At 37.5% G+C, this 264-nt stretch carries 1 pseudogene; it reads right to left on the reverse strand.

The features are described from left to right. Positions 1 to 232 (reverse strand): annotated as a pseudogene (locus HC175_RS23780) (hypothetical protein); the annotation flags it as partial. Positions 233 to 264: the final 32 nt, after the last annotated feature.

Raw genomic sequence — 264 nt, forward strand, 5'->3', positions numbered from 1 at the left:
TAAAGACTGCATAATAAAATTTATCTCCTACTTTGTAATAAGTAATATCACTTTGCCACACCACCGAAGGTGCATTGATCTCTATACCTTTAATTTTATTTGGGTAGTAGATCTTGCCGGCAATAGTAGTGCGCCTGTAATTCTTTTTTCTTTTGAGACGGAAACCTAACTGCATAAAAGTCTCTACAAAACGATCTCTCCCAATAAAATCAGGCTTTAGAGTATGGTACATTTTCTCCACCCCACAACCTGGATGGTCTCTAC

This window comes from Salinimicrobium oceani (assembly GCF_012037645.1).